Below are 23,652 nucleotides of genomic sequence, written 5' to 3'. Positions count from 1 at the left end.
CTCCCGATCTCACGGTCGGTGATCGTCGCCCGCAGGCGTTGTGGCGTGCCTGCACCCCAATGTCGGGGGTTCGAAGTACCGTAGGTGCATGGCTACGAGCACTAAGTCGAACGGTCGCGCCCGCAGCACGCCTGCGCGCGGCACCCCGGCGCGGAAGCCCGCAGCCCGCACCGCCGCCCAGAAAACGGTCAAGTTCACCGCGGTGGAGGTCAAGCCGAGCCTGCTCGTGCGTTCCTGGATGGCCCTGGCCCACGTCACCGGCGGCGCCGCCCGGGCGCTCGGCCCGGAGCAGCTCTCCAAGGAGGAACGCCGCGACGGCCTGCCCTTCTTCCTCGTGCTCCTCTCGATCGCCGGCGCCGTGATCGAGTGGTTCCTGATCAACAACACGGTCGCCCAGACCCTCGACGCCTGGTCCTTCGGTGGCTGGTTCGGGCGGGTCGCGTTCGCCCTGCCCGTGATCATGCTGCTTTTCTCCCTCTGGCTGTTCCGCAAGCCCAGCTCGGTGCACGACAACGGCCGCATCGGCATCGGACTCTCCGTGCTGCTCGTCTCGGTGTCGGGTCTCTGCCACATCTTCGGCGGCCAGCCCGCTCCCAGCGACGGCATGGAGACCCTCGCGCTGGCCGGCGGCGTCATCGGCTGGATGATCGCCGCGCCCCTGATCTACCTGACGACGTCGATCGGCGCCACCATCGTCGTCATCCTGCTGCTCGCCCTGAGCCTGTTCATCATCACCAAGACCCCGCCCAACCGCATCGGCCAGCGCAGCCGCGAACTCTACGCCTGGCTGTTCGGCGCCCAGCTCCCCGATCCCGAGCAGCGCGCCGCCGCGCGGGAGGCGAAGCACGAGAAAGCCGTTCAGGTCGAACTGGACGGGGTCGACGACGTCGACGAGGACGCGGGGGCGCTGCCCTGGTGGCGGCGCAACACCAGCAAACGCGAGGAAGACCCCGACTTCGGCGGGCCGCTCACCGCGCACGGCGCCGGTACCGGCTCCAGCCCGAACACCGCCGGGCCGAGCGCCGCCGGGCCGAACACCGCCGGCGCGCCCGGCGCCGACCCCCTCAGCACCCTGCTCGGCGGGGACAAACGAGGGAGCTTCGCCACCGCGCTGGAGACGACACCGCCGCCTGCAGACCACAGCAAAGACCACTACGGCACCGAGGTGCTCGAAGACCTGCTCCGGGCCGAAGACGCCCTCAAACGCTTCACGGGCGCGATCGACCTGCCGCACGGCTCCTCGACCGGCCTCCTGGCCGACGACCAGACCGGACTGACCGAGGTCCTCCCCGGTTTCGACGGCATCGACGCGGCCGCCGCCGGCGGGGTCATGGACACCCCACTGTCCCTGAAGCCGTCGACCGTTTCCCCGGCTGCAGACCAGCCCGCCGCCCCCTACCTGCTGCCCTCGGACACGACCCTCACCAAGGGTCCGCCGGCCAAGGCCCGCTCGGCGGCCAACGACGAGATCGTCAAGTCCATCACCGAGGTGCTGAACCAGTTCCAGGTCGACGCGAAAGTCACCGGGTTCTCCCGCGGCCCCACCGTGACGCAGTACGAAATCCAGCTCGGCCCCGGCGTCAAGGTGGAGCGGGTCACCGCGCTGAGCAAGAACCTGTCCTACGCCGTCGCGTCCAACGAGGTGCGCATCCTGTCGCCCATTCCGGGCAAGAGCGCGATCGGCATCGAGATCCCGAACACCGACCGGGAAATCGTCACCCTCGGTGACGTGCTCCGCTCCCCGGCGGCCTCGAACAGCACCCACCCGATGACCATCGGCGTCGGAAAAGACGTCGGCGGCGGCTTCGTGCTCGCCAACCTCGCCAAAATGCCTCACCTCCTGGTCGCCGGTTCGACCGGGTCCGGCAAGTCCAGCTTCGTCAACTCCATGATCACCAGCCTGCTCATGCGGGCCAAGCCGAGCGACGTGCGCATGGTGCTGATCGACCCGAAGCGGGTCGAGCTGGCCGCCTACGCCGGGGTCCCTCACCTGATCACGCCCATCATCACCAGCCCGAAAAAGGCCGCCGAAGCGCTGCAGTGGGTGGTGAAGGAGATGGACATGCGTTACGACGACCTGGCCAGCTTCGGGTTCCGCCACATCGACGACTTCAACAAGGCCGTCGTCAACAACGAGATCGTTCTCCCGGCCGGCAGCCTGCGCAGCCTCAAGCCGTACCCCTACCTCCTGGTCGTCGTCGACGAGCTCGCCGACCTGATGATGGTGGCCCCGCGCGACGTCGAAGACTCGATTGTGCGCATCACGCAGCTGGCCCGAGCCTCGGGCATCCACCTCGTGCTCGCCACCCAGCGCCCCAGCGTCGACGTCGTCACGGGCCTGATCAAGGCCAACGTGCCCTCCCGCCTCGCGTTCGCGGTGACCAGCGTCACCGACTCCCGGGTCATCCTCGACCAGCCGGGCGCCGACAAGCTGATCGGACAGGGCGACGCCCTGTTCCTGCCCATGGGGGCCTCCAAGGCCATCCGCGTGCAGGGCGCCTGGGTGAACGAGGCCGAGATCGAACGGGTCGTCAAGCACGTCACCCTGCAGGCCCGACCCGATTACCGGCCGGATGTCTCCATGGTCGCCCCCCGCAAAGAGATCGACTCCGACATCGGAGACGACCTCGAGGTGCTCCTCGCCGCGGCGGAACTGGTGGTGTCGACCCAGTTCGGGTCGACCTCGATGCTGCAGCGCAAACTCCGGGTCGGCTTCGCCAAGGCCGGGCGCCTGATGGACCTGCTCGAGTCCCGCGAAATCGTCGGTCCCTCCGAGGGGTCGAAGGCGCGCGATGTGCTCGTCTCCGCGGAGCAGCTGCCCGGCGTGCTGGCCCTGCTGCGCGGCTCCGACGCCGAGCACCACGCCGCCAGCGCGCAGGCATCCGCTGCCCACCAGCCCACGCCCGGCCCACCCGATCCGCGCTACGCCGACGACCCGGTCGCCAAAATGTCGGAGGGGTACGCGGAAGAAGACGCATCCCCCGATGAAGACGCCTGGCAACTGACCGACAGGGACTGACCCATGGCCACATCATCCACGCCGGTCGCCCGGCCCAGCAACTGGAACCTCCCGAACCTGATCACGGTCGTGCGCATCCTGCTGGCACCCCTGTTCATCTGGATGCTCCTGACCGACGCCGGCCAGGACGGCGCGCTGCGCTGGTGGGCGGCCGCCCTGTTCATCGTGGCGATCGCAACCGACGGAATCGACGGGGCCATCGCCCGCCGGCACAACCTGGTCACCGACCTCGGCAAGATCCTCGATCCGATCGCCGACAAGGTGCTCACCGGTGGCGCCCTGGTCTGCCTCTCCATCCTGGGCGAGCTGTGGTGGTGGGTGACCATCGTCATCCTCGTGCGCGAAATCGGCATCACGGTGTTCCGGTTCGTCATGCTGAAGGACCGGGTCATCCCGGCGTCGCGGGGCGGCAAGCTGAAGACCCTGCTGCAGTCCGTGGCGATCTCCCTCGCCCTCGTGCCGCTCTGGCTGGTGCTGGGCGACTGGATCTACTGGGTCAACTGGACTGCCATGGCCCTCGCCCTCATCGTCACCGTCGTCACCGGCATCGACTACCTCGTGGCCGCGCGCCGCGACAACCGGCACCAGCACGACCGTGGCTGACCTGCCCCGAACGACGGATGCCACGGCGCGCCTCGTCGGCGAGCTCGCCCGCCGCGGCCTCACCATCGCCGTGGCCGAGTCCCTCACCGGCGGCGCCCTGACGGCCGAACTCATCCGCATCCCGGGCGCATCCGTCGTCGTCAACGGGGGAGTGGTGGCCTACCAGAGCGCGCTGAAGCACACCCTCCTCGGCGTGGACGCGGCTCTCCTCGAGGAGCACGGCCCGGTGCATCCGCGGGTCGCCGTCCAGATGGCCGAGGGGGTGCGCACACGCCTCGCCGTCGACGGCCGCCCCGCGGACATCGGCGTCGCCACGACGGGGGTGGCCGGTCCCGACGGCCAGGGCGGCCAGGAGCCGGGAACCGTCTTCCTCGGGCTGGCCCGCGGGGCAGAGACGTCGGTCATCCCGCTCCGGCTGCAGGGGGATCGGGCCGGCATCCGAGCGGCCTCGGTGGCCGCGGCCGTCGAAGCTGTGTGGCAGCTGTTAGCCCGGGATCGGGTGGAATAGTTCCCCGAAAGCCTCGGTTACAACGAGCGTATTCACAAGAAAAGCCCAGTCGTGGTCGGTAGTGTCAGGGTGTTGAAGGTTGTAGTACTCTTGCGATCCAACACACGAAACCTCCCGGTTGAGTGGGCGCCAGAAGTATCAAGCAGTACTTGATAAGCAATCCTTAATCAGTACGAGAAGGAGGTTCCGATGATTCTTGTTCGACAGGAAATCGGCGATGTACTCAGGGACTTCCGCCTGCAGAAAGGGCGCACACTCCGTCAGGTAGCGAGCAGGGCCAGCGTGGCCCTCGGATATCTGAGCGAGGTGGAGCGTGGCCAGAAGGAAGCGTCTTCCGAGATTTTGGCGTCCGTTGCTGAGGCGTTGGAAACCCCGATCTCGGTCATCATGCGGGAGGTCGGCGACCGCCTTGCCGTCATCGAGGGACTCGACAGGTTCCCCGACACCGTGCCCGACGAACTCGTAGCCACCTACGACGGCATGATGGTGCGCTAGCTCCCCTCCATGCGACTCAGTGAGTTCCGTCAGGCTTTGAGCGACGAGTTCGGCGACGGCTACGGCCGCGTCCTCACTCGCGATCTCATCCTGACCGCGTTCGGAAGCACCGCCGACCAGGCTCTGGCCGGCGGTGCTTCGGCGCGTGACGTCTGGCTGGCGCTCTGCGCCGAGACGGATGTGCCGAAAGCCCGCTGGTACGGCGCAGGACTCCCCGCCGCCTGCAACTAGCCTTCGCCCGACACGCCTCGCATTCCGCAAATCATCGAATGCGTGTTCGCATTTTGATAGACTCCTCCACAGCAGGAGTCGAAGAAGGCTTATCCACTGCCGTTGCCCGTTCCGGCCTGTGTCGGACGTGCCGCGTACAGTCGGTTTTTGTCAGCGACAGAGAGCACATGCCTTGTTGAGAGCGGGTGTCGGGGTCTTCCCGGTAGCCAAACGCGACAGCCTATAGGCGCCGAAACGCACGACCGAAGGAGACCACTCATGGCATCATCAGCAGATCGCGAAAAGGCACTCGACACCGCCCTCGCGGCAATCGACCGCCAGTTCGGCAAGGGTTCGATCATGCGTTTGGGCAGCGACGAGCGCGCTCCCGTCGAGACGATCTCCACCGGATCGATTGCGTTGGACGTGGCCCTCGGCATAGGTGGCCTGCCTCGCGGCCGAATCGTCGAGATCTACGGCCCGGAGTCGTCGGGAAAGACCACCCTCACCCTGCATGCCATCGCCAATGCGCAGAAGAACGGCGGCATCGCCGCGTTCATCGACGCCGAGCACGCCCTTGACCCCGAATACGCCCGCAAGCTCGGCGTCGACATCGATGCCCTGCTCGTCTCCCAGCCCGACACCGGTGAGCAGGCACTGGAAATCGCCGACATGCTGGTGCGAAGCGGGTCGATCGACCTGATCGTGATCGACTCCGTCGCCGCGCTCGTGCCCCGCGCCGAGATCGAGGGCGAGATGGGCGACTCGCACGTCGGCCTGCAGGCCCGCCTGATGTCCCAGGCGCTGCGCAAGCTCACCGGTGGGCTCAGCCAGACCAATACCACCATGATCTTCATCAACCAGCTGCGCGAGAAGATCGGGGTCTTCTTCGGCAGCCCGGAGACCACCGCCGGCGGCAAGGCGCTCAAGTTCTACGCCTCGGTGCGCCTCGACATCCGCCGCATCGAGACCCTGAAAGACGGCACCGAGGCCGTCGGTAACCGCACCAGGGTCAAGGTCGTCAAGAACAAGATGGCGCCGCCCTTCAAGCAGGCAGAATTCGACATCATCTACGGCATCGGCATCTCTCGTGAGGGCAGCCTGATCGACTTCGGTGTCGAGCACGGCATCGTCAAGAAATCCGGCGCCTGGTACACCTATGACGGCGACCAGCTGGGCCAGGGCAAAGAGAACTCGCGCAACTTCCTGCTGCGCGAAGCGGAGATGGCCAACGAGATCGAGAAGAAGATCCTGTTCAAGCTCGGGATCAGCCCCGAGGGTGCGGCGGCCAAGAAGGCTCAGGCGGCAGTCGACGCCGCGGCGGCCCTGGTGACCGCAGCGGCAGCCAAGGAGGCCGCGGCAGCCAAGGCCGACTCCCTCCAGGCCAAGCTCGCCGCCCGCAAGGGGGCGTAGCGCGTGGTCCACTTCGAGCCGGCCGACGAGGTCGCGTCGCTGAGTGCGGCCCGCCGCAAGAATGCGGCACGCGGCACCGCCGCGACCCGGGCAGCCGAGCCAGAGGTGGCGCCCATCGTCGAAGAGCGACTCGCTCCGGTCACGTACCTCGGCGGCGTTCCGGCCGCGTCGCATGGCGCCGCCGCCGACAGCACCGCCGCCGACAGCACCGCCGCCGACAGCACCGACAACGCTGACGGTGTTGACGGTGCTGAAGGTTCCGACGACGCTGATGACGCGCCGTATGGCGTCGAGAAGTATGAGGACGACGACGACGACAAAGAGGACGAGACCCCCGAGAGCCAGGCGGCCCGCGTCGCAGTCGAACGCGAGCATGCCGAGGGGGTGCTTCGGCAGCGCCTGCGCGGCCGGTCGCTGTCGGCGTCCGAGGCCCGTCTGGTGCTGGCCGGCACGGAGGTCGCCGAGCACGAGATCGAGAAGATCATCGAGCGATTCACGGAGCTGTCATACATCGACGAGGGCCGCCTCGCCGACCAGATCGTGCACAGCCACCACGAGCGCAAGGGCCTGGGACGCTCCGGCGTGCAGGCGGAGATGCGCCGCCGCGGGCTCGATCAGGACCTGATCCTGTCCAAGCTCGACGAGATGCCCGACGACGAAACGGAACGGGCCATCGAAATCGCCGTGAAGCGGGTGGGGCAGCTCGGTCGGCTCGACGACCAGACCATCGACCGTCGCCTCAACGCGTTCCTGATGCGTAAGGGCTATTCCTGGTCCATCGTGCGCGTGGCGGTCAAGGCCGCCCTGGCCTCCCGCGGCGGTTCGCCGTCCCGGGTGCGGTTCCAGTAGGGAGCGGGCCGGGGCGACCCGGCCCGGTTTCGGAGGTGCCACGCGTAAGCTGGTATCCACTATGACCAGCAGCACCGCTATGCCCCCCTTCCCGTCGCCCGTGAGCGCGCCGACCCTGAGCGAACCGAGCCTGAGCGCACCGACTGTGATCGCCCCGTCCTCGGCGGCGCATGACGCGGAGGGTCGGGCCCGCACCTACGAGGTGCGCACCTTCGGCTGCCAGATGAACGTGCACGACTCCGAGCGCCTCAGCGGGTCGCTCGAGGCGGCCGGTTACGTGCCGGCCGCCGGTGCGGAGGCCGACATCGTCGTACTCAACACCTGCGCCGTGCGGGAGAACGCCGACAACAAGCTCTACGGAAATCTGGGGCACCTGGCCTCGGTCAAGCGCCGCCACGACGGCATGCAGATCGCCGTCGGTGGCTGCCTGGCCCAGAAAGACAAGGACGTCATCCTCAAGAAGGCGCCCTGGGTCGACGTCGTCTTCGGAACGCACAACATGGGCTCCCTGCCGAGCATGCTCGAGCGCGCCCGGCACAACGGCGAGGCCCAGCTCGAAATCCTCGACTCCCTCGAGACATTCCCCTCGACCCTGCCCACCAAACGCGACTCGAGCTACAGCGGCTGGGTCTCCATCTCCGTCGGCTGCAACAACACCTGCACGTTCTGCATCGTGCCGGCGCTGCGCGGCAAGGAGAAGGACCGCCGCCCCGGTGAGATCCTGGCCGAAATCCAGGCGCTCGTCGACGACGGGGCCATCGAGGTCACCCTGCTCGGCCAGAACGTCAACTCCTACGGGGTCGAGTTCGGAGACCGCCTCGCGTTCGGCAAGCTGCTGCGTGCGGCGGGCAAGATCGAGGGGCTCGAGCGCATCCGTTTCACCAGCCCGCACCCGGCCGCCTTCACCGACGATGTGATCGATGCCATGGCCGAGACGCCGTCCGTCATGCCGCAGTTGCACATGCCCCTGCAGTCCGGGTCAGACCGCGTCCTCAAGGCCATGCGGCGCTCCTACCGGTCGGGGCGGTTCCTCGGCATTCTCGAGCGGGTGCGCGCCCAGATGCCGCACGCGGCCATCAGCACCGACATCATCGTCGGCTTCCCCGGCGAGACCGAGGAGGACTTCCAGGAGACCCTGCGGGTCGTGGAGCTGGCCCGGTTCGCCACCGCCTTCACCTTCCAATACTCGATCCGTCCCGGAACCCCGGCCGCGACGATGCCCGACCAGGTCCCGAAACAGGTCGTTCAGGACCGCTACGAGCGCCTCGCCGCCCTGCAGGAGCGCATCTCCTGGGAAGAGAACCAGACCGTGATCGGCCGCGAGGTCGAACTGCTCGTCGCCAACGGGGAGGGCCGCAAGGACTCCGACACCCACCGGCTCAGCGGCCGCGCCCCCGACAGCCGCCTCGTGCACTTCGACGTGCCCGAGGGGTCCGACCTGCCCCGCCCGGGCGACCTCGTCACCGTCACGGTCACCCAGGCGGCCCCGTTCCACCTGATCGCCGACTCCGTCGACGGGGCGCCGCTGCGCATCCGTCGCACCATCGCCGGCGACGCCTGGGACCGCCTCGAGGCGGAGTCCTGCGGCGTGCCCGGCCACGGCGGGACAGCCGGTGGCCCCGGCTCGGTCTCCCTCGGCCTGCCCACCCTGCGCCTTCCAACCCCGCGCCTTCCAACCCCGCGCCTTCCAACCCCGCGCCTGCCCACCCCGCGCCTGCCCACCCCGGGCCTCCCCACCCCGCGCGAGGGTTCGCTCGCGGTGAGCGGCGCCAGCACCACGCCGATCTACGACGTCACCGACGGGGAGCGCTAGGCCGGTGCCCGGCCCGAACCCGGTGGCCGGCGCCGGCCCGGTGCCCGGCGCCGACCCCACGCTGATCGTCATCGTCGGCCCGACCGGCACGGGCAAGTCCGATCTCTCGCTCGACGTTGCGGAACGTTCAGCCGAGGCCGGTCGCCCGGCCGAGATCGTGAACGCCGACGCCATGCAGCTCTACCGCGGCATGGACATCGGCACGGCCAAGCTCAGCGTGGCCGACCGCCGCGGCATCCCGCACCATATGCTCGACGTGCTCCGGGTGACCGATGAGGCCACCGTCGCCCGCTACCAGACGGAGGCCCGCGCGGCCATCACCGACATCGTGTCCCGCGGGCGTGTCCCCATTCTGGTCGGCGGTTCCGGGCTCTATGTCTCCGCCGTGGTGTACGACTTTCAGTTCCCCGGCACGGATGCTGCGGTGCGTGCCCGACTCGAAGCGGAACTGGTCGAGCAGGGGCCCGGCGCGCTGTACACCCGGCTGAAGACCGTGGACCCGGTCGCCGCGGCCCGCATCGGCGCCAGCAACGGCCGGCGCCTCGTGCGCGCCCTGGAGGTCGTGGAACTGACCGGGCGGCCGCACACCGCCGCCCTTCCCGACGAGCCGGTCTACTGGATGCCCGCGCTCACCCTGGGCCTCCGCGCCCAGCGCGCGGAGCTCACCCCGCGCCTCGACGCCCGGGTGGAGGGCATGTGGGCCCACGGGCTCGTCGAGGAGGTGCGCGGGTTGATCCCGAACGGAATCGAGACCGGCGTCACGGCCGGCCGGGCCATCGGCTACGCCCAGGCCCTCCGCCAACTGGCGGGAACCCTCAGCCAGACGGAGGCCATCGTGGAAACACAGCAGATCACCCGCCGGTACGCGAGACGGCAGGTCAGCTGGTTCAAGCGCTCCCCGCACACTCACTGGATCGACTCCGACGCGCCCGACCGGGTCGACCAGGCCCTCACCCGCCTGGCCGACCCGGATCAGCCGGTCGAGCACTGGGCACCCCACCCGGCCTCCTAAACTGGACGCCATGGGTATCGATCTGAATTTCACCAAGGGCCACGGCACCGGGAACGACTTCGTGCTTTTCTCCGACCCCGCCGGACAGATCGAGCTCAGCCCGGGCCAAATCCAGGCGATCTGCGACCGCCGCTTCGGTATCGGTGCCGACGGCATCATCCGCGCGGTGCGCTCGATGAGCCTGCCCGCCGGCGCGGCCGCCCTCGCCGAGGACGACGGGGCCGAATGGTTCATGGACTACTGGAACGCCGACGGCACCGTGTCCGAGATGTGCGGCAACGGCATCCGCGTCTACACGCGCTTCCTGGTGGAGCAGGGCCTGGCCACGCTCGATCGGGGCGACACGCTCTGCATCGGCACCCGCGGGGGAGTGCGCGACGTGCAGCGCGGCGCTGCCGGCTACCAGGTCGACCTCGGCCGGTGGCGCCTGGACGGCGGCGAACCGCTCGTCCGGGCGAAGAACCTGCCCGTGGCCCGCCCCGGCCTCGGCATCAACGTGGGCAACCCGCACGTGGTCGTGGCCCTCGCCGACGAGGACGAGCTCGCGGGCGTCGACCTCACCTTCATACCCCAGCTCGACCCGGACCCGGCGGCCGGCGCGAACGTCGAGTTCGTGCTTCCGGGCGATCCACTGATCGTGAACGGCGTCGGCCGCATCCGGATGCGCGTGCACGAGCGCGGCAGCGGCGAGACCCTCTCCTGCGGCACCGGCGCCGCCGCCGCCGCCCTCGCCACCCGGCACTGGGCCGGCGCGGGTGCCCCGAACCAGTGGCAGGTCGAGGTCACCGGCGGCACACTGGGCGTGCGCATGTTCCCGACCGAGGACGGCGAGCATGTGTCGCTGTCCGGCCCGGCGGAACTCGTGTTCGACGGGGTTTTCCGCCTCGGCTGAGTCGCGCCGCCGGTGGCGGTCGGACCGCCAGACGGTTCAGCCCTGGCGCTTCACCCGCAGAACCCGGAAGCCCTTGCTGATGGCGTGCCGCGACGTGCCGAATTCGTCGGGCAGGTCGCCATCGAGCCAGCGCTGCAGCGAATCGGAGCCGAGGTTGCGCTGCACGACGAGCCAGGCATCCGAACCCGGCTCCAGGCGCGGCAGCCAGGTGCGCAGCATGTTGTGCAGTTCGGTCTTGCCCACCCGGATCGGCGGATTCGACCAGATCGTGCGGAAGGTCACGTGGGCGGGCACCTGTTCGGGCAGCACCGCGGTGACGTTGGTGAGGCCGAGCTTTTCCGCGTTCAGCCGCACCAGGTCGAGCGCACGCTCGTTCACGTCGACGGCCCAGATCGTGGCGTGGGGGGACGCGAGAGCCAGATGCAGGCTGATCGGACCCCAGCCGCAGCCCAGATCGAGAAAGTCGCCGCCGGGCGGCGGGGTCGGGGCGTTGTTCAGCAGCACTTGGGTGCCGGTGTCGATGTGGTCCGGGCTGAAGACCGAATTGGCCGTGGTCAGCTCACGGTCCGCACCACCCAAGTGCACGGTCACCTGGCGGAGTTTCAGGGTGCTGTCGGGTGCCGGGGTGAAGTAATGGTCGGAAGGCATAGAGGGAACTTACCGTGCATCGAGGAACTATTGTTAAAGGAATGACTGAGTCAAACCTGCCCGACGAGACCGACGACGTGGTCGCCCGCGTTCTGGCCAGCGCCGACAGCAAAGCTGCCGGCTACTCGCTGTTCCGCAGCGGCTCCGCGCAGGCCCTGCAGGCCGAATCCGGCCCGTCACACGACGACGAGGACCACGACGGCGTGCAGCAGGACCGCGAGGACCGCAACGCGCTGCGGCGCGTGCCCAGCCTCTCCACCGAACTCGAGGACGTCACCGAGGTCGAATACCGCCAGCTCCGGCTGGAGAACGTCGTTCTGATCGGCCTGTACACGCACGGCACCGTCGCGGACGCCGAGAACTCCATGCGTGAACTCGCCGCGCTGGCCGAGACCGCCGGCGCCACCGTGCTCGACGGTCTCATGCAGCGCCGGGCCAAGCCCGACGCCAGCACCTACCTCGGCAAGGGCAAGGCCGAGGAGGTGGCCGGCATCGTCAAGGCGATGGGCGCCGACACCGTCATCGCCGACACCGAGCTCGCGCCCAGCCAGCGGCGCGCCCTCGAAGACGTCGTCAAGGTCAAGGTCATCGACCGCACCGCCGTCATCCTGGACATCTTCAGCCAGCACGCCAAAAGCCGCGAGGGCAAGGCGCAGGTCGAACTCGCCCAGCTCGAGTACCTGCTGCCCCGACTGCGCGGCTGGGGCGACTCGATGTCCCGCCAGGCCGGTGGCCAGGTCGGTGGCGCCGGCGCCGGCATGGGCTCGCGCGGCCCCGGTGAGACCAAGATCGAGCTGGACCGCCGCCGCATCCACACCCGGATGTCCCGGCTCCGCAAGCAGATCCTCGAGATGAAACCCGCCCGCGAAGCCAAGCGGGCCAACCGCAAGCGCAACGCCGTGCCATCCGTTGCCATCGTCGGCTACACCAACGCCGGCAAGTCGAGCCTGCTCAACCGCATAACCCGAGCCGGCGTTCTCGTCGAGAACTCCCTGTTCGCCACCCTGGACGCAACCGTGCGCAAGTCCACGACGGCCGACGGCCTGCTCTACACGCTGACCGACACCGTCGGGTTCGTGCGCAACCTGCCCCACCAGCTGGTGGAGGCGTTCCGGTCGACCCTGGAGGAGGTCGCCGACGCCGACGTCATCGTGCACGTCGTCGACGGCTCGCACCCCGACCCGGCAAGCCAGCTTTCCACCGTGCGTGAGGTCATCGCCGAGGTCGGCGCCCGGGAGATCCCCGAGATCGTCGTCTTCAACAAGAGCGACCTGGTCGGCGAAGATGACCGGCTCGTGCTGCGCGGACTCTGGCCGAAGGGCATCTTCGTCTCGGCCCGCACCGCCGAAGGCATCGAGGAACTGCTCGCGACCATCTCCGACCTGCTGCCGCGGCCGTCGATCAGGCTCGAACTGCTGATCCCTTATGAACGGGGTGACCTGATCGCGGTGCTGCACGAGCAGGGAACGGTGCTCGCCACCGAGTACGCCGAGACCGGGACGCGGGTCACGGCGCTCGTGACCGCGGAGATCGAGCCCCAGTTCGAGCCGTTCGTCGTACGGCCCGCCGCCGCCGGCTGACAGTCGCCGGCCTTCGCTCCCGACACATTCGGACACAGACCGGCCGCGCGACGGCGTGCTTGTTACACTTTTTGTAATCGTTGCCGTGGGCCTTCCGGCCTCTGGCATGGAGCGACAGCCGAGCCCGGCACCCGCCCGCGAACACCCGCCTCGCTGGTCTGGCGGTCCGCGGCCGCCCGGCCCCCAGCCGGCCACCGGCACCTGTCGAATGAGGAGCAATGCCTGACACCTCGGACCCTGCGTGTGGGAACATCCCGTTCTCGTTCGAGCTGTATCCGCCCAAATCGGATGCCGCCACCTCCGCGTTGCACGCCACCATCGAGCGGCTCGCCGCGGCGGGCCCGGAGTTCATCTCGGTCACCTACGGCGCCAGCGGCTCCTCCCGCCGCTCCTCCCTGGACGTGCTCACCCACATCCTGCGCACCACCACCGTGGACCCGCTGGCCCACCTCACCTGCGTCGGCTCGTCCAGTGCGGAGGCCAGCCAACTGATCCGGGAGTTCCTGGACGCCGGGGTGCGGAGCTTCCTGGCCCTGCGCGGGGACCCGCCGGAGGGCGCACGGGAGGGTGAGGCCTTCCTCGGCGACCTGGGCAGCGCGGCGGAGCTGGTGCAGCTGATCCACCGGGTACAGGCCGAACGGGTGCCGTACCGCGAGGCCGTGATCCCGGGGCTCCCCGCCGCCCGCACGATCAAAAGGGAGCGGGAGAAGGTGCGCATCGCCGTGGCCGCGTTCCCGAACGGCCACCCGCAGTCCCGGTCGGCCGCCCAGGACATCGACACGCTGCTGGCCAAGCAGGCCGCCGGTGCCAACCTGGCGATCACCCAGCTCTTCTTTCACGCCGACCACTATCTCAGCTTCATCCAGCGGGCCCGGGCAGCGGGGGTCGAATTCCCGATCCTGCCGGGGATCATGCCGGTCACCAGCCCGGCACGGCTGCGCCGCATCCTTGAGCTGTCCGGCGAGGAGCTTCCGTCCGAGCTAGCGATCGCTTTGGAGGTGGAGCCGACGAAAGAGGGCCAGCGGGAGATCGGCATCCGTCAGGCCACCGAACTGGCGCGGGAACTCGTCGCCGGCGGCGCCCCCGGGCTGCACCTCTACGCCTTCAATCAGCACGAGACCGTGCTCGCCGTGCTTGACGGAGCCGGTCTGCTCGCCCCGACCCCGTCGGCGACCTAATAGATCAAAGTCTCCACGACGCTGATCGAGCCTGGCGAGACTAGCCCATCCCTTAGACGGACCTCAGCACCGCCACAACCTTGCCCAGGATCTCGGCGTGGTCGCCGACGATGGGCTCGAAGTTCGTGTTGCGGGGGAGCAACCAGGTGTGGCCGTCGCGCTGGCGGAACACCTTCACGGTTGCCTCGTTGTCGAGCATCGCCGCGACGATCTCACCGTTCTCGGCGGTCTTCTGCTGCCGCACGACGACCCAGTCGCCGTCCATGATGGCGGCATCGATCATGGATTCGCCGGCAACCTTGAGCATGAACAGGTCGCCCTTTCCGACCAGTTGCCGGGGGAGCGGGAAGATCTCGTCGATCTGCTGGTCGGCGGTGATCGGAATGCCCGCCGCGATGCGTCCGACGAGCGGGACCATGGCGGCGTCGCCGACCTGCACGCCGGTGTGGAAACTCTCCGCGGCACCGGCCGTCGTGTCTTCCGGCGACTGCGGAATCTCGATGAGCACCTCGAGGGCACGGGGACGGTTCGGGTCCCGGCGAAGGTAGCCGCTCAGTTCCAGCTGGTTGAGCTGGTGCGTGACGCTCGACAGGGACGACAAGCCGACGGCGTCGCCGATTTCGCGCATGCTCGGCGGGTAGCCGCGCTGGCTGACCGAGCGCTGGATGACGTCGAGGATGGCGAGCTGCTTCTCGCTCAGGCTCTTGCGGCGTCTGGTGCCGCCCTTGTCGCGGGGACCGCTGGTGTTGTGTGCCACGTTCGTCGCTCCTCGTTTCGATGGATGCGCTGGCGGCAAGCAGCGAATGCCGCCGATTCACGCGAATGTCGGGGGTGCCTGATTGAGTTCCAATCAACAATCGAAACTGTATCCGCGTCTTGCTCATTAAACAAACATGTATTCGAGTGGGTCGGAAAAAACTTTTCAGAAACAACTGGAAACGGCTTGATTGTTCGAATAATCGAATATAGATTCGGAACATAGGTTCGTATCCGGCTCTCCCGGCCGAGAGCCGGATGCGTTTTCTCACAGGAGGTATGAAATGAGCACTGCATTTGAACTGAACACTCCCATGGCAACCGGTCGCACCCGGCTCCGGCTCACCCGGCGCGGTCGCGTCGTTTTCACCTCGCTGGCTGCCGTCCCGCTCGTGGCTGCGGCCCTGGCCGTCGCCCTCAACGGGGGCATTGCCGCCGCCGAGAGCTCGACTGTCGGCGGCGTGGTCACAGCCTTCGACTACGTCACCATTCAGTCGGGGCAGTCGCTCTGGCAACTTGCCGAGGACATCGCGCCCACGTCCGATCCGCGCGAGGTCATCGCGGAGATCGTCAACCTCAACCAGCTGCCGTCCGACAGCGTGCAGCCCGGTCAGCGGCTGGCGCTGCCGAACGATCTCTGATCCACCACCGCCGAGACCGCGCCGAACCTCTCCCCGGTAACATGGGGGGTGTGACCAGTCTCAACGACCTGCCTCTCCGCGACAATCTGCGTGGACTCACTCCCTACGGGGCTCCTCAGCTGCACGTGCCGGTGGCTCTTAACGTGAATGAGAACACCCACGGCATCCCGGAGGAGGTTGCGCAGGACATCGTGGCGGCGCTGGCGGTCGCGGTCACGACGGTGAACCGGTACCCGGATCGGGAGTTCACCGAGCTGCGCGTTGCTCTGTCCCGGTACCTCGGCCACGGCCTGACCCGCGAGAACATCTGGGCGGCCAACGGCTCCAACGAAGTACTCCAGCAGGTGCTGCAGGCCTTCGGCGGCCCCGGTCGGTCGGTACTCGGATTCGCCCCCACGTATTCCATGTACCCGCTGCTCGCCTCCGGCACCGGCACCCGCTGGATCGCGGGCGGGCGCGACGCCGAGTTCGAACTCTCCCCGGCCACGGCCGTCGAGTGGGTGGACCGGGTCGCACCCGACCTGGTCTTCCTCTGCTCGCCGAACAACCCCACCGGCACGCCGTTGTCTTTGGAGACGATCGCGGCCGTTTACAGCGCGACCGACGGAATCGTCGTCGTCGACGAGGCCTACGCCGAGTTCGGTGCGCCGGAGGAGCCCGGCGCGCTCACTTTGCTGCCCGGTCGGGAACGCCTGCTGGTGTCCCGCACCATGAGCAAGGCATTCGCTTTCGCCGGTGCCCGGGTCGGCTATCTGGCGGCCGACCCGGCCGTGACGGATGCCCTCCGACTGGTGCGCCTGCCGTATCACCTGTCGGCGCTGACCCAGGCTGCCGCGGTCGCCGCGCTCGCCCACACGCCCGCGATGCTCGCCATGGTCGACGACATCCGATCCCAGCGGGACCGCCTGGTGAGCGAACTGGCCCGACTCGGCTACTCGCCGCGTCGCAGCGCGAGCAACTTCGTGCTGTTCGGCGGCGTCGAGGACCCCCGGGCCACCTTCGAGGCGCTGTTGGCGGACGGCGTCCTCGTGCGCGACGTCGGCATCCCGGGCCACCTGCGGGTCAGCGCCGGCACCGAGGCCGAGACGACCTCGTTCCTCGACGCCCTCGAGGCTCTGGGGCGCCCGTGACCTGCTCGGGCCAATAAACTAGCCGCATGAGCTTCTCTTCAGCGTCCACGTCGCCCCGTTTCGCCCACCTGCAGCGTGAGACGAGCGAGTCCAGCATCGACCTGTCGCTCAACCTCGACGGCACCGGTGAATCCGACATTCAGACATCGGTGCCGTTCTACGACCACCTGCTCACCGCGTTCGCGAAGCACTCGCTCACCGACCTCACCGTGCGCGCCCGCGGCGACATCGACATCGATGTGCACCACACGGTCGAGGACGTCGGCATCCTGCTCGGCCAGGCGATCAAGCAGGCTCTCGGGGACAAATCCGGCATCTCCCGCTACGGCGACGCCCTCGTGCCGCTCGACGAGGCCCTGGTGCAGGCCGTCGTCGACATCTCCGGACGCCCGTATCTCGTGCACCGGGGCGAGCCGTCCGGTTTCGAGTTCCACCTGATCGGCGGCCACTTCACCGGCTCCATGGTGCGCCACGTCTTCGAGGCCATCGCCTTCAACGCCGGCCTCACCGTGCACGTCACCGTTCAGGGTGGCCGCGACCCGCACCACATCGCCGAAGCCGAATTCAAGGCGTTCGCCCGCGCGTTCCGTCAGGCGAAGGCGCTCGACCCGCTGGTGTCCGGCATTCCCTCCACCAAGGGTGCGCTGTGACCAGCGTCGTCGTCTTCGACTACGGCACCGGTAACGTGCACTCCGCCGTCAAGGCACTCGAACTCGCCGGGGCCGAGGTGACGCTGACCAGCGACCGCCGCCAGGCGCTCGAGGCCGACGGGCTCGTCGTCCCCGGCGTGGGCGCGTTCAGTGCCGTCATGGCGGCCTTGAAGGCGGTGCACGGCGACGAGATCATCGACCGCAGGATCGCGGGCGGCCGCCCGGTGCTGGGCATCTGCGTGGGCATGCAGATCATGTTCGAGCACGGCGTCGAACGCGGAGTGGACACCGAGGGGCTGGGCGAATGGCCCGGCACCGTGACGCAACTGCCGGCACCGGTGCTTCCGCACATGGGCTGGGACACGGTCACGCCGGGGGAGGGTTCGACACTGTTCCGCGGCATCGAGCAGGAGCGCTTCTACTTCGTGCACTCGTACGCCGCCCAGGAATGGACCCTCGACGTCATGCCGCCGTTCCCCAAGCCCATTCTCACCTGGTCCGAGCACGGGCAGCCGTTCCTGGCCGCCATCGAGAACGGACCGCTCACGGCCACCCAGTTCCACCCGGAGAAATCCGGTGAGGCGGGCATCCGTCTGCTGCACAACTGGCTCGGCACGCTCAAGAACTAGCTTCGCCACCTTCCCTGACTGACCTGGTCACCGCGACCGCTCCCAACCGAGGACACCCATGACTGTGAACACCCCTTCCCCCCGTCTCGTTCTGCTGCCCGCCGTGGACGTGGCCGACGGCAAGGCCGTCCGCCTGACCCAGGGCGAGGCCGGCACCGAGACCAACTACGGCGACCCGGTGGATGCGGCCCTCGACTGGGCCCGCCAGGGCGCCGAATGGATCCACCTCGTCGACCTCGACGCGGCATTCGGTCGCGGCAACAACACGGAGGTCATCCGCACCGTGATCCGCGAGGTCACCGGCGTGAAGATCGAGCTCTCCGGCGGCATCCGCGACGACGCGTCGCTGGACGCGGCCCTGAACGCGGGCGTCAGCCGGATCAACCTCGGCACCGCAGCCCTGGAGAACCCGGAGTGGGCCGCCCAGGTCATCGCCCGGCACGGGGACGCCGTCGCCGTCGGGCTCGACGTGCGCGGAACCACCCTCGCCGCCCGCGGCTGGACCAAGGAGGGCGGCGACCTCTGGCAGGTGCTCGCCCGACTCGAAGAAGCCGGCTGCTCGCGGTACGTCGTCACCGACGTGACCAAGGACGGTACGCTCCAGGGCCCCAACATCGACCTGCTCCGCCAGGTGATGGAGCGCACCGCCCGCCCGGTCGTCGCCTCCGGCGGCATCTCCAGCCTCGACGACCTCCGCGCGCTGCGCGAACTGGTGCCGCTCGGACTCGAGGGCGCCATCGTCGGCAAGGCCCTCTACGCGGGAGCGTTCACCCTGGGCGAGGCGCTGGATGTCGCGGGCGCGTAACCTCGGATCCACCGGCCTGCCCGGCGGCGGCGACTCCGCCGGGCAGCCGTGGGCCGGGCGCGCGTTCGGTCCGAGCCTGCACGCCGACGACGACGGCCTTGCGCCCGAGCCGCTGCTCGAGGCGCTGCGCCGTTTCCAGGCCCGGGAGGCGGGCGAGGAGACGGTGGTCGACGCCATCCGCAGTGCCCGCCTGCTCATTCCCCTGGTCACCGAACTCGGCGAATCGGGCACCACCGAGGCCGGGCTCGTCGTCGACAAGACCCAGGAACTGTCGATCATCACCGTCGCCGGCCCCGACGGGCGCACGGTGCTGCCGGTGTTCTCCTCCGTCGCCGCAATGGCGGCCTGGAACACCCAGGCCCGGCCGGTGCCGTCCAACGGCATCCGGGTGGCGCTGGCCGCAGCCCAGGACGACACCGACCTCGTCGTGCTCGACCCGACCGCGCCCACCGAGTTCGTCGTGCGCCGGCCCGCCCTGTGGGCGATCGCCCAGTCCCTGCCCTGGACCCCCAGTTATGCCAGCCGGCAGGTCGCGGATGCCTTCGCCGAGTCGGTCGCGAGCGAGCTGAGCGTGCTCGGGGTGGAGCTGGCCCCCGGCGACTCGGCCGCCCGCCTCGCCGGACCTGAACTGGTGGTGCGCCTCGAGTTGGTGGACGGTCTGACCCGCACCGAACTCGACGCGACCCTCGCCCGGCTCGCGGCCCGCTGGTCGTCGAGCGACATCATCGCCACCCAGGTCGACTCCCTCACCGTTCAGCTGGTTCCCTCCGCGTAGGCCGCCGGCTCCGCAGTCCCCGCCCCTAACGAATTCGACGGAGATTCTGCCCGAATCGGCCCTGAACCCGCCGGAATAGCGGTTTCAGGCCAAAATCTCCGTCGAATTGGCTCGGGCAGCGGCGCTCAGGCGGATCGGGGAGGATGGTCGTATGAACGAGGTTCTGCACCAATTCACCCCGGCCACCCGCGCCTGGTTCGCGCAGGCCTTCGCCGCGCCCACCGAGGCGCAGCTCGGAGCGTGGGACGCCATCTCCCGCGGCTCCCACACGCTGGTCGTCGCCCCCACCGGGTCGGGCAAGACCCTCGCCGCGTTCCTCTTTGCCATCGACCGCCTGGCCGCGGATACTGCGGCCGCCGCGGATGCCCCGGCGCCGCCGCCGGACCGGGTCGCCGCCCCGGGAACCCGCGTTCTCTACATCTCGCCCCTCAAGGCCCTCGGTGTCGACGTGGAACGCAACCTGCGTGCCCCGCTGGTGGGCATCGTCCAGGCTGCCGAGCGCCTCGGTTTCGCCCCGCCCCGGGTGAGCGTGGGCGTGCGGTCGGGGGACACCCCGGCCGCCGAGCGCCGCAGTATGGTCAAAGCGCCGCCGGACATCCTGATCACCACGCCCGAATCGTTGTTCCTCATGCTCACCTCGGCCGCGCGGGAATCGCTGCGCGACGTCGACACGGTCATCATCGACGAGGTGCACGCGGTCGCGTCCAGCAAGCGCGGCGCGCACCTGGCGCTCTCCCTGGAACGGCTCGACGACCTGCTCGCCCGCCCGGCGCAGCGCATCGGGCTGTCGGCGACCGTGCGCCCGGCCGCCGAGGTGGCCCGGTTCCTCGGCGGTTCCGCACCGGTGGAGATCGTCGCGCCGGTGTCGACCAAACGGTTCGACCTCAGCGTGGTCGTGCCCGTGGACGACATGAGCCAGGTCGGCCCGGCGCCGGTGCGGGAGGGGTCGACGGCCGCCACCGCCCCGCAGACCGGTTCCATCTGGCCGCATGTGGAGGAGGCGATCGTCGACGCGGTCCTGGCGCACACCTCCTCGATCGTGTTCGCGAACTCGCGCCGGCTGGCCGAACGGCTGACCGCGCGCTTCAACGAGATTTACGCCGAACGTCTGGAAGACGAGCTCGTGCCCGCGCCGGTGCCCGCCCTGGTGCCCGCCGGCGGGGGAGCATCCGGCCCGCCGGCGGCGCTGATGGGGGCCAGCGGCCAGAGTGCCGGGGCCGAGCCGCTGCTCGCCCGCGCCCACCACGGCTCCGTCAGCAAGGAACAACGCGCGCTGATCGAGGACGACCTGAAAGCCGGTCGGCTGCGCTGCGTGGTGGCCACGTCCAGCCTCGAGCTCGGCATCGACATGGGCGCCGTCGACCTGGTCGTGCAGGTGGAGTCGCCGCCGTCCGTCGCCAGCGGGCTGCAGCGGATCGGCCGGGCCGGTCACCAGGTGGGCGAGGTCTCGCGGGGCGTCATCTTCCCCAAGCACCGGGCCGATCTCATCCACGCGGCCGTCGCGGCCGAGCGCATGGCCGCCGGCCTGATCGAATCCCTCCAGGTGCCGTCCAACCCGCTCGACATCCTCGCGCAGCAGACCGTGGCGGCGACCGCCCTCGAACCCATCCACGCGGAGGAGTGGTTCGACACCGTGCGCCGCAGCGCCCCCTTCCACTCGTTGCCGCGTTCGGCCTACGAGGCCACCCTCGACCTGCTCGCCGGCCGGTACCCGTCCGACCAGTTCGCCGAGCTGCGCCCGCGCATCGTCTGGGACCGGGAAACGGGCATCCTCACCGGCCGCCCGGGCGCCCAACGGCTCGCAGTGACCAGTGGCGGCACGATCCCCGACCGCGGACTGTTCGGCGTCTTCATGGTCGGCGGCGACCAGACCACCGGCCGCCGGGTGGGGGAGCTCGACGAGGAGATGGTCTACGAATCCCGGGTCGGCGACGTCTTCGCCCTCGGCACCACGAGCTGGCGCATCCAGGAGATCACCCACGACCGGGTGCTGGTACTGCCGGCCTACGGCGAGCCCGGGCGGTTGCCGTTCTGGAAGGGCGACGGCCTCGGCCGGCCCGCCGAGCTCGGCGAGGCGATCGGCGCCTTCCTACGCGAGGTCTCGGCGCTTCCGGCCGCGGAAGCCCGGGTGCGCTGCCGGGCCGGCGGCCTCGACGAGCGGGCCGTCGACAATCTCCTGGCCTTCCTCTCCGAGCAGCGCGTCGCGACCGGCCAGGTGCCGACCGACCGCACCCTGATCGTCGAGCGGTTCCGGGACGAACTCGGCGACTGGCGGCTGGTGCTGCACTCCCCGTTCGGCCTGCAGGTTCACGCCCCCTGGGCCCTCGCCGTGGGCGCCCGGGTGCGCGAGCGCTACGGGCTCGATGGAGCCTGCGTCGCCAGCGACGACGGCATCGTCGTGCGCATCCCCGACACCGAATCGGACCCGCCGGGCAGTGCCCTGTTCGTGTTCGACCCGGCCGAGCTCGAACCGCTGGTCACCGACGAGGTCGGCGGGTCGGCCCTGTTCGCCGCCCGGTTCCGCGAGTGCGCTGCGCGGGCCCTGCTGCTCCCGCGCTACAACCCGGGCCGCCGGTCGCCGCTGTGGCAGCAGCGCCAGAAGGCGGCCCAGCTGCTCGACGTGGCCCGCGCCTTTCCGACCTTCCCGATCATCTTGGAAACCGTGCGCGAGTGCCTGCAGGACGTCTACGACCTGCCCGCCCTCCTGGCCCTCACCCGCCGCATCGACAGTCGGGCCCTGCGCCTGGTCGAGACCCAGACGGATGCCGCGAGCCCGTTCGCGAGCTCGCTTCTCTTCGGCTACGTGGCAGCGTTCATGTACGAGGGGGATTCCCCGCTCGCCGAGCGGCGAGCCACCGCCCTCTCCCTCGACTCCAGCCTGCTGGCCGAGTTGCTCGGCCGGGTCGAGCTGCGGGAGTTGCTCGACCCGGCCGTGATCGAGCAGACCGACCTGGAGCTGCAGCGGCTGCCGGCCGACCGGAAGGCGCGCGGCATCGAGGGCATCGCCGACCTGCTCCGCGGCCTCGGCCCGCTCACCACCGCGGAGGTGGCCGCCCGCCTCGACCCCGCCGTGCCGCCCGGCGCCGCCGAGGGCCTGCAGGTGCTTTTCGACGCCCGCCGCATCATCCCGGTCGGTTTCGCCGGGCAGCAGTGGTGGGCGGCGATCGAAGACGCCGCCCGGCTCCGCGACGCGCTCGGAGTTCCCCTGCCGCAGGGGGTCCCGGCGGTGTTCACCGAGCCGGTGCCGGACCCGCTCGGCGACCTGGTCAGCCGGTACGCCCGCACCCACGGCCCGTTCACCCTCGCCGACGTGGCCGCGCGGTTCGGGCTCGGCCCGGCCGTGGCGCTCGTCGCCCTCCGCCGGCTCGCCGGGGCCCGCCGCATCCTGGAGGGTGAGTTCCGCCCGCACGGCACCGGCAGCGAATGGTGCGACACCGAGGTGCTCCGCCGCCTCCGCCGCCGTTCCCTGGCCGCGCTCCGGCACGAGGTCGAGCCGGTCGACCAGGTCACGATGGGCCGGTTCCTGCCCGCCTGGCAGCACGTGGGCGGGCGCCTCCGCGGCATCGACGGGGTCGCATCCGTCATCGAACAGTTGGAGGGGGCGCGCATCCCGGCGTCGGCCTGGGAGACCCTCGTGTTCCCGTCCCGGGTCGCCGATTACCGGCCGGGTATGCTCGACGAGCTCACCAACACGGGCGAGGTGCTCTGGGCCGGCGCCGGCACGCTGGCCGGCAACGACGGCTGGATCAGCCTGCACCTGCGCGAGACCGCGCCGCTCACCCTGCCGCTGCCCACGCCGCTGGAGACCACCGCGCTGCAGCAGGAGATCCTGACCACCCTGGCCGGCGGCGGAGCCTTCTTTTTCCGCCAGCTCGCGGATGCCGTCGGCAGCCAGGACGACGCCGCCCTCGCCGCCGCCCTGTGGGACCTGGTCTGGGCGGGGCTGGTGGGCAACGACACCTTCGCCCCCGTGCGCGCGCTGCTCTCCGGCGGCCGCGCGGCGCACAGCACCCGGCGGGCCGCGCCGCGGGCCCGGCTGCACGGTG

Annotated in this window: 21 protein-coding genes; 19 read left to right on the top strand and 2 right to left on the bottom strand. The window is 69.7% G+C overall.

What is annotated here, in order from left to right:
* Nucleotides 1–88 precede the first annotated feature (88 nt).
* From E3T23_RS13870 to dapF, 10 genes are all read left to right on the top strand, one after another.
* A complete protein-coding gene (locus tag E3T23_RS13870; protein ID WP_134371068.1) occupies nucleotides 89–3,019 on the top strand; it encodes an FtsK/SpoIIIE family DNA translocase in 2,931 nt (976 codons plus the stop codon).
* Between the two features lie 3 nt (nucleotides 3,020–3,022).
* Nucleotides 3,023–3,622 carry a CDP-diacylglycerol--glycerol-3-phosphate 3-phosphatidyltransferase gene (pgsA, locus tag E3T23_RS13865; RefSeq protein ID WP_134371066.1) on the top strand — a complete coding sequence of 200 codons (600 nt, stop codon included), beginning with the start codon at nucleotides 3,023–3,025 and terminating at the stop codon, nucleotides 3,620–3,622.
* Nucleotides 3,615–4,130, top strand: a complete 516-nt coding sequence (locus E3T23_RS13860) for a CinA family protein (RefSeq protein WP_241977964.1) — start codon at nucleotides 3,615–3,617, stop codon at nucleotides 4,128–4,130. Before pgsA ends, E3T23_RS13860 begins: the two co-directional genes overlap by 8 nt.
* Nucleotides 4,131–4,319: 189 nt before the next feature.
* Nucleotides 4,320–4,625 (top strand): helix-turn-helix domain-containing protein, encoded by a 306-nt coding sequence (locus E3T23_RS13855; RefSeq protein WP_134371064.1) that lies wholly within the window; start codon nucleotides 4,320–4,322, stop codon nucleotides 4,623–4,625.
* A gap of 9 nt (nucleotides 4,626–4,634) precedes the next feature.
* A complete protein-coding gene (locus tag E3T23_RS13850; RefSeq protein ID WP_134371063.1) occupies nucleotides 4,635–4,856 on the top strand; it encodes a DUF3046 domain-containing protein in 222 nt (73 codons plus the stop codon).
* Nucleotides 4,857–5,114: 258 nt separating this feature from the next.
* Nucleotides 5,115–6,248 (top strand): recombinase RecA, encoded by a 1,134-nt coding sequence (recA, locus tag E3T23_RS13845; protein ID WP_134371062.1) that lies wholly within the window; start codon nucleotides 5,115–5,117, stop codon nucleotides 6,246–6,248.
* A gap of 3 nt (nucleotides 6,249–6,251) precedes the next feature.
* Nucleotides 6,252–7,097, top strand: coding sequence for a regulatory protein RecX (locus E3T23_RS13840; protein WP_241977963.1), 846 nt, complete (start codon nucleotides 6,252–6,254; stop codon nucleotides 7,095–7,097).
* A 79-nt stretch (nucleotides 7,098–7,176) separates the two neighbouring features.
* Nucleotides 7,177–8,910: a tRNA (N6-isopentenyl adenosine(37)-C2)-methylthiotransferase MiaB gene (gene miaB / locus E3T23_RS13835; RefSeq protein WP_174843885.1), complete on the top strand. Its 1,734-nt coding sequence runs from the start codon at nucleotides 7,177–7,179 to the stop codon at nucleotides 8,908–8,910.
* Nucleotides 8,911–8,914: 4 nt separating this feature from the next.
* Nucleotides 8,915–9,922, top strand: a complete 1,008-nt coding sequence (gene miaA / locus E3T23_RS13830; protein WP_241977962.1) for a tRNA (adenosine(37)-N6)-dimethylallyltransferase MiaA — start codon at nucleotides 8,915–8,917, stop codon at nucleotides 9,920–9,922.
* A gap of 10 nt (nucleotides 9,923–9,932) precedes the next feature.
* Nucleotides 9,933–10,814 (top strand): diaminopimelate epimerase, encoded by an 882-nt coding sequence (dapF, locus tag E3T23_RS13825; protein WP_134371061.1) that lies wholly within the window; start codon nucleotides 9,933–9,935, stop codon nucleotides 10,812–10,814.
* A gap of 36 nt (nucleotides 10,815–10,850) precedes the next feature.
* Here dapF and E3T23_RS13820 read toward each other — a convergent pair whose 3' ends face one another.
* Complete coding sequence (locus E3T23_RS13820) at nucleotides 10,851–11,462, bottom strand: class I SAM-dependent methyltransferase (protein WP_134371060.1); 612 nt, start codon at nucleotides 11,460–11,462, stop codon at nucleotides 10,851–10,853.
* Between the two features lie 41 nt (nucleotides 11,463–11,503).
* On the opposite strand from E3T23_RS13820, the gene hflX reads away from it, so the two are divergent.
* Together hflX and E3T23_RS13810 are read left to right on the top strand one after the other, a co-directional pair.
* Nucleotides 11,504–13,042 (top strand): GTPase HflX, encoded by a 1,539-nt coding sequence (hflX, locus tag E3T23_RS13815; protein ID WP_134371059.1) that lies wholly within the window; start codon nucleotides 11,504–11,506, stop codon nucleotides 13,040–13,042.
* 218 nt (nucleotides 13,043–13,260) lie between these two features.
* Nucleotides 13,261–14,220, top strand: coding sequence for a methylenetetrahydrofolate reductase (locus E3T23_RS13810; RefSeq protein ID WP_134371058.1), 960 nt, complete (start codon nucleotides 13,261–13,263; stop codon nucleotides 14,218–14,220).
* A 52-nt stretch (nucleotides 14,221–14,272) separates the two neighbouring features.
* Here E3T23_RS13810 and lexA read toward each other — a convergent pair whose 3' ends face one another.
* Nucleotides 14,273–14,977 (bottom strand): transcriptional repressor LexA, encoded by a 705-nt coding sequence (gene lexA / locus E3T23_RS13805; protein WP_134371056.1) that lies wholly within the window; start codon nucleotides 14,975–14,977, stop codon nucleotides 14,273–14,275.
* 283 nt (nucleotides 14,978–15,260) lie between these two features.
* Here lexA and E3T23_RS13800 point away from each other — a divergent pair, with 283 nt between their 5' ends.
* From E3T23_RS13800 to E3T23_RS13770, 7 genes are all read left to right on the top strand, one after another.
* The gene (locus tag E3T23_RS13800) at nucleotides 15,261–15,617 is read left to right on the top strand and encodes a LysM peptidoglycan-binding domain-containing protein (RefSeq protein WP_134371055.1); all 357 of its coding nucleotides are present in this window, start codon (nucleotides 15,261–15,263) and stop codon (nucleotides 15,615–15,617) included.
* 41 nt (nucleotides 15,618–15,658) lie between these two features.
* Nucleotides 15,659–16,747 (top strand): histidinol-phosphate transaminase, encoded by a 1,089-nt coding sequence (locus E3T23_RS13795; protein ID WP_134371054.1) that lies wholly within the window; start codon nucleotides 15,659–15,661, stop codon nucleotides 16,745–16,747.
* A gap of 26 nt (nucleotides 16,748–16,773) precedes the next feature.
* Nucleotides 16,774–17,397 (top strand): imidazoleglycerol-phosphate dehydratase HisB, encoded by a 624-nt coding sequence (gene hisB / locus E3T23_RS13790; protein ID WP_134371053.1) that lies wholly within the window; start codon nucleotides 16,774–16,776, stop codon nucleotides 17,395–17,397.
* A complete protein-coding gene (gene hisH / locus E3T23_RS13785) occupies nucleotides 17,394–18,026 on the top strand; it encodes an imidazole glycerol phosphate synthase subunit HisH (protein WP_134371052.1) in 633 nt (210 codons plus the stop codon). The genes hisB and hisH overlap by 4 nt, the downstream gene beginning before the upstream one ends.
* A gap of 58 nt (nucleotides 18,027–18,084) precedes the next feature.
* Nucleotides 18,085–18,831 carry a bifunctional 1-(5-phosphoribosyl)-5-((5-phosphoribosylamino)methylideneamino)imidazole-4-carboxamide isomerase/phosphoribosylanthranilate isomerase PriA gene (priA, locus tag E3T23_RS13780; RefSeq protein ID WP_134371051.1) on the top strand — a complete coding sequence of 249 codons (747 nt, stop codon included), beginning with the start codon at nucleotides 18,085–18,087 and terminating at the stop codon, nucleotides 18,829–18,831.
* Nucleotides 18,815–19,606, top strand: coding sequence for an SseB family protein (locus tag E3T23_RS13775; protein WP_134371050.1), 792 nt, complete (start codon nucleotides 18,815–18,817; stop codon nucleotides 19,604–19,606). Before priA ends, E3T23_RS13775 begins: the two co-directional genes overlap by 17 nt.
* Before the next feature lie 151 nt (nucleotides 19,607–19,757).
* Nucleotides 19,758–23,652, top strand: a 3,895-nt coding sequence (locus E3T23_RS13770) for an ATP-dependent helicase (protein WP_134371048.1), incomplete at its 3' end; no start/stop codon positions are given.

This window comes from Cryobacterium cheniae (assembly GCF_004403395.1).
Classification (GTDB): domain Bacteria; phylum Actinomycetota; class Actinomycetes; order Actinomycetales; family Microbacteriaceae; genus Cryobacterium; species Cryobacterium cheniae.
This window is presented reverse-complemented; position numbering and strand designations above follow the sequence as displayed.